This window comes from Waltera acetigignens, from assembly GCF_025567015.1.
Classification (GTDB): domain Bacteria; phylum Bacillota; class Clostridia; order Lachnospirales; family Lachnospiraceae; genus Acetatifactor; species Acetatifactor acetigignens.
Genome location: NZ_JAOQJO010000001.1, coordinates 346,727 through 360,387, shown reverse-complemented (window position 1 = coordinate 360,387; position 13,661 = coordinate 346,727). Strand labels below are relative to the sequence as shown.

Below are 13,661 nucleotides of genomic sequence, written 5' to 3'. Positions count from 1 at the left end.
TCTTTATCTTCTGCCACATCGTGTGTATTATCTCAAACCCCAGTAAAAAAGTCAAGAAACCGTTAAAAATTTTATACCGATTTTATATTTTCTTTACTTCACTCCGGTTTCTGCCGCCAGCCATTCTTTTTCTTCCTCATTCAGATAGGGAGAAATCTTCTCGTATACAGTCTTCTGATACTCGTGCAGATACTTTTTCTGGGTATCGTTCAGATACTTTTCATCAATGGCTTCTCTGTCGATGGGTACCCATGTCAGGGTCTCGAAATGCATGAACTGACCATACTCGTTCTTCACATCATTTTTCGCCACCATAACATTCTCGATGCGGATACCGTGGCTGCCCTGAATATAGATGCCGGGCTCATTGGTGATATCCATACCATCCTCAAACACTGCCTCCACCATACCTCCGGTGAATCTCCAGCGCATGTTCTGGGGACCTTCGTGCACATTCAGAATATAACCTACGCCGTGTCCGGTACCGCACTGGTAATCAATGTCCATATCCCAGATAGGCTGTCTTGCCAGAATGTCCAGATTCCGTCCGGTACAGCCGTAGAGCCAGTGGGCATGGGTCAGCTGCATCACTGCCGCTGCTACCATGGTGTAATGCTTTTTGATCTCTTCGGAAATGGGACCTAAAACGATGGTTCTGGTCACATCGGTGGTACCTCCCAGATACTGTCCGCCGGAATCTACCAGAAGCATTCCTTCCGGCTCCAGAGTCGCACAGTTGTCCGGGGTTGCTTCGTAATGCATCATGGCTGCATTGGACTTGTAACCTGCGATGGTCGGGAAGGACAGATCTAAGAATTCCGGGATCTCCCTTCTCTTCTGTTCCAGATAGTCCGCTGCGGTCACCTCAGTGATCTTCTCTTTGCCCACATGGGTCTTCAGCCAGTAGATAAATTTCGTTACGGCCACGCTGTCCTTTAAAAAGATCTCCTGCATTCTCGCAAGCTCTACCGGATTCTTAATGGCCTTTAACAGTTCGGTGGGGTTCTTGCCCTCTACTAACTTCTGATTCTTCTGCAATGTCTTGTATAAAGTATAGCTGCAATATCTGTTGTCCACGAGGATCGCATTGCCCGCAGGGAGTGCCTTCAGGAAATCTACGACGGTGTCGTATTCCTTTACCTCGATACGATGAGCTGCCAGGTATTCCGTCACCTGTGCATCCAGTGCTTTCTGCTGGATAAACAGGGTTGCGGACTCTTCTGTAATATAGGCATAGGACATTGCTACCGGATTGCATTCCACATCACAACCGCGGATATTGAAGAGCCACATCAGATCATCCAGTTTGGTCAGAAGCAGTGCATTGGCACCGTCCTTCGCCATCTTTTCTCTGGTCTCTGTCAGTTTTTCCTCTACGCTCTTACCGGCGATTTTCTCATCCAGTACGGTTACTTTTCCGGCAGGAAAATCCGGTCTGTCTGTCCAGATGCTCTCTGCCAGATCCTTCTCATAAGCGATGCGGATCTGCTTCTTTTCTAGTACCTTTTCGTATTTTTTGCCGTCCATGGCGGCGATAACTCTGCCATCAAATCCTAAAGTCTGTCCCTGCTGCATGTTCTGCTCCAGGAATTCCTCGATGGTAGGAACTCCCTCCTGTAACATACGGAACAGTTCTACGGTCGTTCCTTCCAATTCTGCTTCTGCCTGGATGAAATATCTGCCGTCAGTCCACAGTCCCGCGCCGTCTTTCCAGACTACCAGTGTGCCGTTGGAACCGGTAAAATTGCAGAAATATTCTCTTACTTTAAAATAATCGTTTACATATTCGGAATTATGAAAATCCGCTGTGGGCATCATATAGAAATCAATGCCCTCTTCCTGCATCTTCTTCCGAAGAAGTGCAAGTCTGTCCTGAATCACTTTGTTTTCCATGTTATCTCCATTCTATATATCAGTTAATCAATACCCTTCCGTAAGTTCACCCTTGCAGAGTCCTACAGCTCTGGAAGTACCAATTCTTTCACAGCCAAGTCCTAAGAACATTTCCAGATCTTCCATGCTGGATACGCCGCCTGCCGCTTTGATCTTTACGTTAGGGCCAATGTATTTCTTGAACAGTTCCACATCCTCCTTCGTGGCGCCGCCGGTTCCGAAGCCGGTGGAAGTCTTGATAAAGTCCGCTCCGGCATTGGTCACTGCCTTACACATGGCAATCTTCTCTTCCTCGGTCAGATAACAGGTCTCAATGATCACCTTGAGGATATGATGTCCGCACTCTTTCTTCAGTGTACGGATTTCTTCCTCCACCTTGTCAAGCAACCCGTTCTTCACATCGCTGATATTCACTACCATATCGATCTCGTTGCAACCATCCTCCAGTGCCTTGCGCACCTCGGCCACCTTGGCTTCCGTCACACTGTATCCTAAGGGGAATCCTACTACGGTGCAGATATTGATTTTGTCTCCGTAAGTGTCATGGATTCTCTTGATATAGCAAGGGGGCACACATACGCTGGCGGTATGATACTGAATCGCCTCATCGCATAATTTCTGGATGTCCTCCCAGGTAGCAAAGGCTTTCAACTGGGTATGATCCACTTTTCCAAGCATTTCTTTTGCAGTCATGTTGTTCTCCTTCCGGTATCTATTTTCATATTATTGTTACAGTCTGCTAACCTTACCTATTATAGCAAAGAACCCCCGCAAGATAAAGGATAAAGTTTTTACACAAAAACAATACCGCCCAGAAAGCCGTTGACGTGACTTGGGCGGTATCTCACTAATTTTTAATTCTTAACTACATTCCAAGAAAACTCTTCACCGTGTCTTTCATCTTGTCCACGTCACACTGGGTATCGTGCAGCACCGGTGCGGTACGGATTTCTTCGATGGCATTGGGTACTTTCACCTTGGCGATCTTAGACAGTTCATCCACCAGTTCAAAGTCACCCATGGCATCATACTTGATGTCAATGGCATCCATAACGCTTCTGGTGAACTTGAAGGGGCTTGCGGTGGAAGCGATCACGGTGGTCTTGTGATCTCCGGTCTCAGCCACATACTTGCCGTACACTGCGGAAGCTACTGCGGTATGGGTATCGATGACATAACCGCATTTTTCATACAGACGGCGGATCTCTGCGGCGGTCTCCGCTTCGCTTGCAAAGTTGCCGTAGAAGTCAGCCAGCTGTGCCTTCATCTCTTCGGTAATCTCGTATTTGCCGTTGCCGGACAGAGCGCTCATCAGCTCACGGTTCTTGTCTGCATCATTGCCTGCAATACGGTAGATCAGACGCTCCAGATTGCTGGAGATCAGAATATCCATGGACGGTGAAGTGGTCAGTACGAATTCTCTGTTGCGGTCATAGGTGCCGGTGCGGAAGAAATCATACAATACCTTATTGTCATTGGAAGCACAGATCAGCTTATCGATGGGCAGTCCCATATTCTTAGCATAAAATGCAGCCAGAATATTACCGAAGTTGCCGGTGGGAACCACAACATTGATCTTCTCACCCTCTGTGATCTTACCATCTTTTAATAATTGTGCATACGCATAAACATAATAACAAATCTGAGGTACCAGACGTCCGATGTTAATGGAGTTCGCAGAGGAAAACTGGAAGCCCTTCTCATCCATTTCTTTTGCCAGTTCCTTGTCGGAGAAAATCTTCTTCACACCGGTCTGGGCATCATCGAAATTACCGTGAATGCCTACCACAAAAGTATTGGCACCCTTCTGGGTCACCATCTGCTTCTCCTGAATCGGGCTGACACCGTTCTTCGGGTAAAATACGATGATCCGGGTACCCTTGACATCGGCAAAGCCTGCCAGAGCTGCCTTACCGGTATCACCGGAAGTAGCAGTCAGGATCACGATCTCATTCTTGATATTATTCTTACGGGCGGAAGTGATCATCAGGTGAGGTAAAATGGAAAGTGCCATATCCTTGAACGCAATGGTGGAACCATGGAACAATTCCAGATAATAAGCATCATCCGCCTGTACCAGAGGAGCGATCTTCTCCGTATCAAACTTGGAATCATAAGCGTTGTTGATACAATTTTTCAATTCTTCCTCAGTAAAGTCTGTCAGGAATAATTTCATAACTTCATAAGCTACCTGCTGATAACTCATTCCGGCCAGTTCTGAAAGACTCTTGTCCAATGCAGGAATATGATCCGGTACAAACAGTCCTCCGTCATCGGATAATCCCTTCAGAATTGCCTGGGATGCGGTTACCGGTTCGCTGTTGCTGCGTGTGCTGCGATAAATTACTTCCATTTCCTCTCCTCCGTGTCTATGTATGAATGTATGCTGGAATATCTCCCTAGCATCTCCATCTATATTTTCGAAAAGTATAGCATACTTTAAACACTGTTGCAAGGTGAATCATTGAAGCGTTTTTTCATCCGAAAAAAATTCATGTCCGCCATGTCGGAATAATAGCGTCAATTTTTCATCGAACCAGCGCATACTTTCACTGTCGGCATATTTTCTGGCGGCAAAATACAATGCTCCCCTGGAAATGTCCTCGCCCGCCAGAGCCCGTCCGACAGCTTCTACCGTCTCTTCACTGACACTTACTTTGTAATAACTGCCGTCGGCAATGGGAGAAAACTGTGACACCCCGTTTTCCCGCTGGAATACGATCTCCGTAATGCTGTCCGGAAATTTTTCGGAATTCAGACGGTTCAGGATCACATTGGCCACCAACAGCTTCCCATCCTCGTCTTCGCACCCGGCTTCCGCTTCCACGATCCGAAGCAGCACTTCCAGATCCGCCTGTTCCAGCTGGTACTTACTCTCCCGCTGTAATTCACTGCAATCCACTACTCTCTGTCCGGAAGAAGTCCGGGAAGCAATCCCCATCATGATGCTTTCCTTGTCCGCCAGCAGGCTTTCTTCCATATGTACCTCCGACACCGTCTGCTGCAATTTCCTACAGATTTCTTCCATGCGGCAGAGACTTAAAACACCGATCAGAAATATCAGATTTATTGCAAGTAGTCCGCTTAATGCTCTTTTATACATACAGGCTTTGTTCCTTTCCCCAATTCTCATTTTGGCTCTAACTTCATTTTATGCAGCTCGTCCGAAAAATATATCTGTTGTTCTCCGGAGAAAAATGTTACTATAGAAATATGAGTGAGCAAAACATTGAAAAAGAACAATTATATAAAGGAGTCTTCCGGGCCGAAAAAAAAGACGGAACTGTCTATTACCGTGCTTCTCTGACCAAAAACGGCAAGCATATCAGTCTTGGCAGTTTCCCCGATGCCTTACAGGCCCATCGGGCCTATGAACAGGGGCTTCTCCTGCTGTCCGATCCTTCCCTGACACTGCAGTCCTACGAGAAGGTGTCCCCTTTGTCCTTCGAAAAATGGGTCAGTCTGATCAATCTGCGGGACAACGGACTATACATCGGCAATCCGATCTATCTGGGACAGCAGCTCTTCTATTATTATTTGTCCCCCCACCATGTCTTAAAATTCGACATGGAAGACCTGTTCTATTATTCTTCCCATAAGATCATGTGCCGGGGAAATCATTATTTTGTGGCCGACTACGGAATGCAGCAGACGCTGACCTCACGCTATGGCATCAAAAGCTACGGAGTTACCGGCGTGGATTATTGTTTTGTCAACGGAGATCCTACGGACTTCCGCAGGGAAAATCTGCAGATCCACAACATCTATCACGGTGTCCGGAAAACGGCAGCAAAAAACGGACAGTACGTTTATACTGTCCGCATTCATATCCGTGGTAATTATATTGTGGGGCGCTACGCTACTGATATCGAAGCAGCCATTGCCTATAACAAGGCCATCGATATTTTGCATAGCAAAGGAGTCACCAGTAATTTTACCCCCAACTATGTGGAAGCCATCACTCCCCGCCGTTATGCCGAGATCTATTCTACGCTCGACATTGCACCGGGAATCCTGAATTATGAGCCTATTTCTCCGAATAATCAATAAAACTGATATTCATATTGGCATAGCCTGCAATGCCGTCGATGGTGACATCATTGGCATATTGCCACATGGTAAAACGATAAGGATAATCCGGCACGTCTTCCATCTGGGAAAGCCATACGTCATATGCCGATAATTTTGACAGGTCAATCTCTTTGATCAGCCACTCCTTGTCTCCGTAAATCAGGGGCTTATATCCGGCTGCCTCTATGGTATCCAGGAAAGCCTTGGTGATCTTCGTCTTGTCCGCACGACTGACAGTCTCGATTCTCGTCGTATCATTGTCCACAAAACTCATATCAAAAGCCACCGGATAGGTGATCTTGTAGTCTTTGATATTCTCCAGAACGATATTGGATTCCTCCACCGCCTCTTCTTCCGTGATGGCCTGTGAGGTAAAATACACCCCGATCTGTAATCCAGCATCTGTGGCTCTCTTGATATTGTCTACGAAATAATCATCCAATACGATCTGTCCGCTGCCATAGCCTCTGGCACCTACCCGCAACATCACAAAATCCACTCCGGCTTTTTTCAGTTTCAAAAAATCCACATAATCCTGATATTTGGAAATATCCACCCCGACATAGGAAGTCAGTTTGCCGTCCTGATAATATTTCATCAGGTCGGACTGGCACACCAGTTTGGTGAAATCGTATTCGTGCTTGGGAAGGTACGGGCTGATCAGCACCCATTCTTCCTTGCCGTCCCGGTTGGTCACCAGGGTATGTTTTCCATCGGTGGAGGGATCCGCTTCCGCTGTTTCCTTTTTGTTATCCTTTTGGGAAGGATCCGCAGACGGCAATGGTGTTGCCGTAGTCTCCGGGTACATGTCCCAGAAATCCAGATCCGAAGGAGTCAATGTGCTTCCGGTGATCAGGTCCTGCGTGTCCGGATATTTGTCTGTCTGATTATTTCCTGCCTGTTGTACATTCTCCGTCTGTGCAGCCGTATTGTTCTGTTGGTGGGAAGTGGGCTGTCTGTTCATGATCAGCACCACCGTAAGGATCACTGCCACGAAAATTGTAACAGCAACGATGGCACTGATCACCGTAGGTGTCAGCCCTCCTCCGTGATCTTCATAATCGTCCGGAAGACGCATATCTTTTCTCCTCTTGTACTTTCTTTATGCTTTTACAATACATTTCTTCGGGCATTTCTCCATGCAGGCACCACAGCCCACACATTTCTCCGGATCAATGATTGCATGGAAATTCTCGACCTTCACAGCATCGTGCTGGCAATTCTTTACGCAGATACCGCAGCCCACACAGCCGGTCTTGCAGGCCTTCATGGTAACGGGGCCCTTGTCCGTAGAACTGCAGGCTACCTGTACCGTATTGGAATAAGGCCGTAAGCTGATCAGATGCTTGGGGCAGACCTCCACGCACTTTCCGCAGGCCTTACATTTTTCCTTATCTACTACAGCCACACCGTTCTCTACATGAATGGCATCAAAGGGACAGGCCTGTTCACAGGTTCCGAATCCCAGGCAGCCACTGTTGCAGGATTTCGGTCCGCCTCCGGGCACAAAGCTCATCATACGACAGTCCTTGATGCCATAATAATCATAATCCGTTGTGGTCCGCTCGCAGTCACCCTGACAATGCACATAGGCTACCATGCGCTCGGAAGCCTCTGCTTCTACACCCATGATGGCGGCGATTTTTTTGCCGACTTCCTCTCCGCCTACGGGACAGGTGTTCACCGCAGCCTCTCCCTTTGCAATGGCAGCTGCCAGACCGGAACATCCGGCGAAGCCGCAGCCACCACAGTTATTTCCGGGAAGGGCAGCTAACACCGCCTCTTCCTTCTCATCTACTTCTACTTTGAATTTAATGCCGGCCACGCCAAGGAACAGTCCCACAAAGATGCCGACGATTCCGACACAAGCCGCAGCAATCAGAATTCCTGTTATACTCATCTATGTTACTCCTTCCTAGATCAGACCGGAGAATCCGCAGAAAGCAATGGCCATCAGTCCTGCTGTCAGCAGTACCATGGGCATTCCCTTGAAAGATTCCGGCACTTCATTGTATTCCATCTTCTCACGCAGTCCTGCCAGGATCACGATGGCAATGGTAAAGCCAAACGCTGTGGCAAAGCCATTTACGATACCGGTCAGAATACCGTATTCCTTCTGCACGTTGGTAATGGCTACACCCAGCACCGCGCAGTTGGTGGTAATCAGAGGCAGATAGACGCCCAGTGCCTGATACAGGGAAGGCATTGCCTTTTTCAGGAACATTTCCACGAACTGTACCAGTGCAGCAATGACGAGAATGAACACTATCGTCTCCAGATACTCAATGTGTAACGGCTGTAAGATAAATTTGTAGATCACACCCGCTACCGCACTGGCCAGCGTAATAACGAAGATAACCGCCGTTCCCATGCCGCCCGCCGTCTTGATCTTGCGGGACACGCCTAAGAAGGGGCACAGTCCCATGAACTGGCTTAATACGATATTGCTGACGATGGAGGAACTGATCAGTAACAGAAGCATATCTTTTACACTATCCATTTATTTGTCCTCCTTATCTAAATCGATGGTCTCCAGATCATCCTCTGCCGTCTGAGGTTTTGCTGCCGCTTTTACCGCATCCTTCACAGCCTCTTCCGTGGTATTGGTATTGTCATAAAACCGCTCCGAGCAGCCGCTCTCGCCACAGTGCAGACAGTCATGTCCGCAGCCGGACTGGATCTTCTCGTAATCCTTGCCAGCCAGCTTTCTCTTATTCTTGATATAGTTCTGCAAAGCGGTCAGTGCAGCCAGTACGAAGAACGCACCGGGAGCCAGTCCGAAAATATTGATCGTCACATAGGAATCCGGCATGATCCGAAATCCGAAGATGGATCCGGCCGCCAGGATCTCACGTACTGCACCGATACAAGTCAGTGCCAGAGAGAAACCAAGTCCCATGCCAAGTCCATCGAACAGGGAAGGAATGGGCGGATGGGAATACGCATAGCTCTCTGCTCTTCCCAGAATGATACAGTTTACAACAATCAGAGGAATATACACACCCAGAGCATCGTTCAGTGACGGCAGATACGCCTGCAACAGCAACTGTACCGCAGTTACGAAGGATGCAATGATCACGATAAATGCAGGGATTCTCACCCGGCTGGGGATCACTTTCCTAAGCAGCGAAATGATCAGGTTACTCATGGTAAGTACCACTGCCGTGGTCAGGCCCATGCCCAGTCCGTTCATGGCCGATGTGGTCACCGCCAGAGTCGGACACATTCCCAGCATCAGTACAAATGTAGGATTTTCCTTGATGATACCGTTATAAAGTCTTTCACCTGCTTTATTCATTGCCAGCACCTCCCTGTACATAATCATTAAATGCCAGAAGGCTTCCGTTGACAGCGTTGGTCACTGCTTTCGTGGTGATGGTCGCACCGCTGATGGCATCGATCTCACTGTCAGAAGTGGATCCGGTCTTGGTGTAGGCAAAGCTCTTCACGTTCTTGTTGTGGAACTGCGGCACCAGTACATCTCCCGCTTTCATGCCCAGTCCGGGAGTCTCGGAAATACTTAAAATAGAAATATCATTGACCGTACCATCCAGACGGATTCCCACATACAGCACAATATTTCCGCCATAGCCTTCGGAGGTCGTGGTCTGGATCACATAGCCCAACTGCGTTCCGGAGGCATCCTGCGCTTCATAGACGGTACCGATGGTGATTCCGGTATCTGCCAGCTTCTGCGCCGTATCCGCAGAAGGTGTATAAGCATCCAGTTCTTCAAAATGCTCCGCATCCGCAAAGACCGTCTGACAGGCTTCCTGCACCGCTTTTTCCTCCTGCTGACGGATGGGCTCCTTGGTCAGTTCATAGACAAAGCCAAGCAAAAGTCCGGCAATCAGAGTAATTGCGAACAAAATGCCCGCTTCTTTTAACATTGCCTGAATATCATTCTTATTTTTCACGTTTCGCACCTGCCTTTCTGCCAAAAGCCACCGGCATGGTGAATTTTTCAATCAGAGGTACCAGAAGGTTACCTAAAATGATGGCATAGGACACTCCCTCTGCTCCCGGTCCGAAGATACGGAAGATTCCGGTAAGAAGTCCCAGTACCGCACCGTATACATACTGTCCCTTGATGGTAATCGGTCTGGTGACATAATCCGTTGCCATGAAAAAGGCCCCCAGGATCAGGCCGCCGCCTGCTAACTGTGCAGACAGATAGGCAGGATCAAAGCCGTGCCCGCCGAAGATTCCCGCAAACAGGATCACGGTCACAATATATGTACCGGGGATCCGAAGGTCGATCACACCGATCAGGATCAGGAAACAGGCACCGATCAGCAGTGCGATCACGGAAGTCTCGCCGATGGTACCGGCGGTCTTACCTACGATCATGTTCATGACATTGACACTCTCTCCTGCCTTCAGTGCTGCCAGCGGTGTAGCCCCGGTATAGGCATCACAGGCAAAATTCGTCATCTGGGACGGGAAAGAGATCAGCAGAAAGCATCTGGCTGCCAGTGCCGGGTTCATAAAGTTCTGACCCAGACCACCGAACAACAATTTTACCACAAGGATGGCAAACACACCGCCCAATGCCGCCATCCACAGCGGAATGCTCACCGGCAGATTCAGCGCCAGCAGCAGTCCCGTTACCACTGCTGACATATCGGAAATCGTGATTTTTTTCTTCCAGAGCCAGCCGAATAATAACTCCGTCAATACTGTACTGGCAATGGTCACAGCCATGACTGCCAGTGCTCTGGGGCCAAAGTTATAGATTCCGAAACCGGCAGCCGGCAGCAGTGCGATCACCACGGCTGTCATAATGCTGCTGGTCGTTACTTTTGACCGGATATGAGGATTTGAAGATACTTTTAAAAGTCCGCTCACTGTTCTTCCCTCCTACTTCTTTTTCTTCTTGGCAAGCTGGATCTTACGCATGGATTTGATCTCCTGCGTCAGAGGACGTTTTGCCGGGCATACAAAACTACAGCAGCCGCATTCACAGCATTCCATACCGTTATGTTCCACGAAAGCCTCTTCATCAAAATGCTCCGCATAGGTTGCCAAAAGGCTGGGAACAATACGGCCGGGACATGCTTCCACGCAACGTCCGCAGTTGATGCAGGGACTGGGCTCCATAGCGGATACATCGTCCTGGGTCAGTGCCAGTAATGCGGTAGAGGTCTTTGTGGTGGGTACATCCAGCTGGAACATACCGAATCCCATCATGGGACCTCCGCAGATGATCTTCTCCGGCTCCTGCTTAAATCCACCGGCTATATCCAACAGTTCCTGATAACTCATACCGATAGGTACACGAAAATTCCGGGGATTGGCCACAGCATCTCCGGTAACAGTGATGATACGTTCCATCAGAGGGCGTCCTTCCGTCACCGCTCTGTAAATGGCAACCACGGTATCTACGTTATCTACAATACAACCTACGTCCGCAGGCAGCATGGAGGAATTGATCTTCCGTCCCGTTGTGGCATAGATCAGCTGACGCTCCGCGCCCTGAGGATACTTGGTCTTCAGTGCCTTCACCGTGATCTGAGGATCGTTCTTAGTCATCTGTTTTAACAGAGAGATACAATCCGGCTTATTGTCCTCCACGGCCAGAATACCGTGGGCATTGTCAAACAGCTTCAGCATGATCTTCAGACCACCGATCAGCTTGTCCGGCTCTTCCATCATTCTGCGGTAATCGGAAGTCAGATAAGGCTCACATTCCGCACAGTTAGCAATTACATATTCAATTTTGTCAGGATCCTTGGGAGACAGCTTGACATGCGTAGGAAATCCGGCACCACCCATACCTACGATACCGGCTTCCTTCACAATGTCGATGATCTCTTCCTTCTGCAGTTTGTCCACCGGTGCATAAGGATGAAATTCTTCGCTCTCATACAGGCCGTCATTGTCGATCACGATACTCTGTATCAGATCTCCTGTTACCACACGTCTCGTCTCAATGGTTTTTACCGTACCCGACACAGATGCATAGATGGGTGCCGACACGAAGCCACCACTTTCCGCTATCTTTTGTCCCGCCAGTACCCGGTCTCCTTTTGCCACGATGGGCTTCGCCGGAGCGCCGATGTGCTGGGACAACGGATAGACCATTTCCCCTTTGGGCAGGACATCCTGGATCGGTTTGTCCTTGGACAGATCTTTTCCATCATAGGGATGTATTCCGCCTACAAATGTCAACTTTGCCATTTCCTAACATCCTTTCTAAATAGTTACTTGTATTGCAAATCACATTATGATAATTGTACTATTTTTATCAACTTTTATCAACAAAATGCTACTGCAAATTCTAAAATTATGGTAAAATAAATTCACCCATAGAAAGTCTGTGTGACTGCTTGCAGGCAGCACAGATTTTCTATGAGGTGAATAAACAAACATAAGTAAGTAGGGTGATAGCCCGGATTACGCATGTTTGTTACGCTTTCGAGAGTTCGAAGAACGAAGAAAGCGTTTATTAACTTGCCCACACGGCAGAAAGAGGTCATACATGAAAAAATCAGAAGAGACTCTGGAGGATTTCGCGATCTCCTATCCCTTGGATAAGCTGGCGCCTCTGGAACAAATCCTTTTTCTCGATATTGAGACCACGGGATTCACTTCCCGTACTTCTTATTTATATATGATTGGCTGTGCCTACTATCAGGCCGGCAAATGGCGGACCATCCAGTGGATGGCGGATGACTATTCCCAGGAAGGGGATATTCTCACTGCTTTCTTTGATTTTGCAAGAGACTATCGCTATCTGGTACATTTCAATGGCAATAATTTTGACCTTCCCTTTATCACCCAGAAATGTGCGCAGTTAAAGCTTCCGTTCTCCTTTGACGGATTTCAGGGTATCGACATTTACCGCCGGATCTCCCCTTATAAATTCTTCCTAAAGCTGCCGAACTGTAAGCAGAAAACTTTGGAGCAGTATCTCGGAATTGCCCGGACCGATGTTTTCTCCGGCGGAGAACTCATTGGTCTATACCATGATTATGTAAAAAATCCTTCGGAATTCACAGAAAAAGCATTGTTTTTGCATAATGCGGACGACCTGAAGGGAATGTTGGAAGTTCTTCCGATTCTGGCCTACTATGATCTGTTCAACGAGAATTGTGTGAAAGCCAGAAAAGTACAGGCCAACTATTACAAAGATGTCAGTGGCGCACAACGCAAGGAACTGTTGATCACCCTGCAGATTCCCACTTCCCTGCCCAGACTGGTAACCGCTTCTGCGGCCAACTGCTATTTCCGTGGAGAAGGAGAATCGGCTACTTTAAAGGTTCCCATTTACGAAGAAGAATTAAAATATTTCTATTCCAACTACAAGGACTATTACTATCTTCCTACGGAAGATGTGGCATTGCACAAATCTGTAGCCGGTTTCGTGGACAAAGAGCACAGGCTCCAGGCCTCCGCAGCGAACTGTTACACCCGGAAATTCTCCTGCTATCTTCCCCAATGGGAGATTCTGTTCACGCCATTCTTCAAGAGAGATTATAAGAGCAAGGAATTATTCTTCGAGTTGACGGATGAAATGAAGAAAAACAGAGAAGGATTTACACAGTATGCCAATCATGTTTTGTCCATGATCGCATCTACTTACTAACCGGAACGAAATGAGGCATCGTCCCTTAGATGTACTTATAGCACAGAAAGCACAAAAAGAGGAAAGCAAAACTGCTTTCCTCTTTCTTATTTTGTCATTTTCTGTACTC

Annotated in this window: 13 protein-coding genes; 2 read left to right on the top strand and 11 right to left on the bottom strand. The window is 47.9% G+C overall.

The window, feature by feature from the left end:
- Positions 1-93: 93 nt before the first annotated feature.
- From OCV96_RS01650 to OCV96_RS01635, 4 genes are all read right to left on the bottom strand, one after another.
- The gene (locus OCV96_RS01650) at positions 94-1,893 is read right to left on the bottom strand and encodes an aminopeptidase P family protein (protein WP_262593343.1); all 1,800 of its coding nucleotides are present in this window, start codon (positions 1,891-1,893) and stop codon (positions 94-96) included.
- A 27-nt stretch (positions 1,894-1,920) separates the two neighbouring features.
- A complete protein-coding gene (gene deoC / locus OCV96_RS01645) occupies positions 1,921-2,586 on the bottom strand; it encodes a deoxyribose-phosphate aldolase (RefSeq protein WP_117464972.1) in 666 nt (221 codons plus the stop codon).
- Positions 2,587-2,758: 172 nt separating this feature from the next.
- Positions 2,759-4,246 (bottom strand): threonine synthase, encoded by a 1,488-nt coding sequence (gene thrC / locus OCV96_RS01640; RefSeq protein ID WP_262593342.1) that lies wholly within the window; start codon positions 4,244-4,246, stop codon positions 2,759-2,761.
- Positions 4,247-4,354: 108 nt separating this feature from the next.
- Positions 4,355-4,996 carry a cell wall hydrolase gene (locus tag OCV96_RS01635; RefSeq protein ID WP_022311877.1) on the bottom strand — a complete coding sequence of 214 codons (642 nt, stop codon included), beginning with the start codon at positions 4,994-4,996 and terminating at the stop codon, positions 4,355-4,357.
- A gap of 110 nt (positions 4,997-5,106) precedes the next feature.
- Between OCV96_RS01635 and OCV96_RS01630 the strand changes: the two genes are divergently transcribed.
- Positions 5,107-5,943 carry a hypothetical protein gene (locus tag OCV96_RS01630; protein ID WP_227064058.1) on the top strand — a complete coding sequence of 279 codons (837 nt, stop codon included), beginning with the start codon at positions 5,107-5,109 and terminating at the stop codon, positions 5,941-5,943.
- Here OCV96_RS01630 and OCV96_RS01625 read toward each other — a convergent pair.
- Genes OCV96_RS01625 through rsxC form a run of 7 tightly spaced genes read right to left on the bottom strand, consistent with a single transcriptional unit; the run spans position 5,921 to position 12,144 of the window.
- Entirely contained in the window at positions 5,921-7,042 is a 1,122-nt protein-coding gene (locus tag OCV96_RS01625) for a glycoside hydrolase family 25 protein (RefSeq protein ID WP_262593336.1), read from the bottom strand. The two genes, OCV96_RS01630 and OCV96_RS01625, sit on opposite strands and share 23 nt — an antisense overlap.
- 24 nt (positions 7,043-7,066) lie before the next feature.
- Entirely contained in the window at positions 7,067-7,864 is a 798-nt protein-coding gene (locus OCV96_RS01620) for an RnfABCDGE type electron transport complex subunit B (RefSeq protein WP_262593334.1), read from the bottom strand.
- A 15-nt stretch (positions 7,865-7,879) separates the two neighbouring features.
- Positions 7,880-8,464: an electron transport complex protein RnfA gene (locus tag OCV96_RS01615; protein ID WP_262593332.1), complete on the bottom strand. Its 585-nt coding sequence runs from the start codon at positions 8,462-8,464 to the stop codon at positions 7,880-7,882.
- Complete coding sequence (rsxE, locus tag OCV96_RS01610) at positions 8,465-9,262, bottom strand: electron transport complex subunit RsxE (RefSeq protein ID WP_262593331.1); 798 nt, start codon at positions 9,260-9,262, stop codon at positions 8,465-8,467. It lies immediately after the preceding gene.
- Positions 9,255-9,863 (bottom strand): RnfABCDGE type electron transport complex subunit G, encoded by a 609-nt coding sequence (locus OCV96_RS01605; protein WP_413087286.1) that lies wholly within the window; start codon positions 9,861-9,863, stop codon positions 9,255-9,257. Before OCV96_RS01605 ends, rsxE begins: the two co-directional genes overlap by 8 nt.
- A gap of 7 nt (positions 9,864-9,870) precedes the next feature.
- Positions 9,871-10,812: an RnfABCDGE type electron transport complex subunit D gene (locus OCV96_RS01600; protein ID WP_117464967.1), complete on the bottom strand. Its 942-nt coding sequence runs from the start codon at positions 10,810-10,812 to the stop codon at positions 9,871-9,873.
- A gap of 12 nt (positions 10,813-10,824) precedes the next feature.
- On the bottom strand, positions 10,825-12,144 hold the full coding sequence (gene rsxC, locus OCV96_RS01595; RefSeq protein WP_117568667.1) for an electron transport complex subunit RsxC: 1,320 nt from the start codon (positions 12,142-12,144) through the stop codon (positions 10,825-10,827).
- Between the two features lie 301 nt (positions 12,145-12,445).
- Here rsxC and OCV96_RS01590 point away from each other — a divergent pair, with 301 nt between their 5' ends.
- Complete coding sequence (locus tag OCV96_RS01590; RefSeq protein WP_022311886.1) at positions 12,446-13,552, top strand: ribonuclease H-like domain-containing protein; 1,107 nt, start codon at positions 12,446-12,448, stop codon at positions 13,550-13,552.
- Positions 13,553-13,661: the final 109 nt, after the last annotated feature.

Bases quoted from the DNA above. Each gene is read 5' to 3' on its own strand.
- OCV96_RS01635 (WP_022311877.1), bottom strand. From the start codon at position 4,996: ATGTATAAAAGAGCATTAAGCGGACTACTTGCAATAAATCTGATATTT.
- OCV96_RS01615 (WP_262593332.1), bottom strand. From the start codon at position 8,464: ATGGATAGTGTAAAAGATATGCTTCTGTTACTGATCAGTTCCTCCATC.
- rsxE (WP_262593331.1), bottom strand. From the start codon at position 9,262: ATGAATAAAGCAGGTGAAAGACTTTATAACGGTATCATCAAGGAAAAT.
- OCV96_RS01590 (WP_022311886.1), top strand. From the start codon at position 12,446: ATGAAAAAATCAGAAGAGACTCTGGAGGATTTCGCGATCTCCTATCCC.
- OCV96_RS01630 (WP_227064058.1), top strand. From the start codon at position 5,107: ATGAGTGAGCAAAACATTGAAAAAGAACAATTATATAAAGGAGTCTTC.
- OCV96_RS01620 (WP_262593334.1), bottom strand. From the start codon at position 7,864: ATGAGTATAACAGGAATTCTGATTGCTGCGGCTTGTGTCGGAATCGTC.
- deoC (WP_117464972.1), bottom strand. From the start codon at position 2,586: ATGACTGCAAAAGAAATGCTTGGAAAAGTGGATCATACCCAGTTGAAA.
- thrC (WP_262593342.1), bottom strand. From the start codon at position 4,246: ATGGAAGTAATTTATCGCAGCACACGCAGCAACAGCGAACCGGTAACC.
- OCV96_RS01625 (WP_262593336.1), bottom strand. From the start codon at position 7,042: ATGCGTCTTCCGGACGATTATGAAGATCACGGAGGAGGGCTGACACCT.
- rsxC (WP_117568667.1), bottom strand. From the start codon at position 12,144: ATGGCAAAGTTGACATTTGTAGGCGGAATACATCCCTATGATGGAAAA.
- OCV96_RS01650 (WP_262593343.1), bottom strand. From the start codon at position 1,893: ATGGAAAACAAAGTGATTCAGGACAGACTTGCACTTCTTCGGAAGAAG.